The following is a 502-nucleotide window of genomic DNA, read 5'->3' as shown; positions in this document are numbered from 1 at the left end:
CCGAAGCTCCATGCCCGGCTCGAACCGCTGTCCAAGGCCGTTCGCGACATCGCCTGGAAGGGGCAACTGCGAATGTGCCAGCGCTACCGTCATCTGATTGCGGCCGGGAAGGCGAAGGTGGTGGTCATCACGGCGATCGCCCGCGAGATGGCGGGCTTCATCTGGGCCATCGCCCGGGCAGTAACGACCGCTCCTATCCGCGGGGCGAAAGCCCAAGGCTGAGATTATAACACACGCCCTCATCATGCCGATGCGCAAGGTTGGGGACGGAACGCGGTGGGGAACCCTCGTGCCCTGTTATGAGCCGACATCGTCGACGCTCGCCACTTAGAACGAGGCAGCCCCAGGACGAAACCACGGTCATGCGGTAACCAACCCGCGCATGAGAGCTTGCTCAACCGTCGTCTCAGTTCCGTCTCCTACCCTGCGCATCTACATCAAGCCCCGCCCGGCCTCGCCGGATTATTTGCTATGAAACAAGGGGTTGACAGCGATCATGAGA

General features: G+C 62.0%; 1 pseudogene. It reads left to right on the top strand.

From position 1 onward, the window contains the following. A pseudogene (locus EEB11_RS19330) lies at positions 1-222 on the top strand (hypothetical protein); the annotation flags it as partial. Positions 223-502 lie beyond the last annotated feature (280 nt).

It is taken from the genome of Pseudotabrizicola sediminis, assembly GCF_004745575.1.
Classification (GTDB): Bacteria; Pseudomonadota; Alphaproteobacteria; order Rhodobacterales; family Rhodobacteraceae; genus Pseudotabrizicola; species Pseudotabrizicola sediminis.
This window is presented reverse-complemented; position numbering and strand designations above follow the sequence as displayed.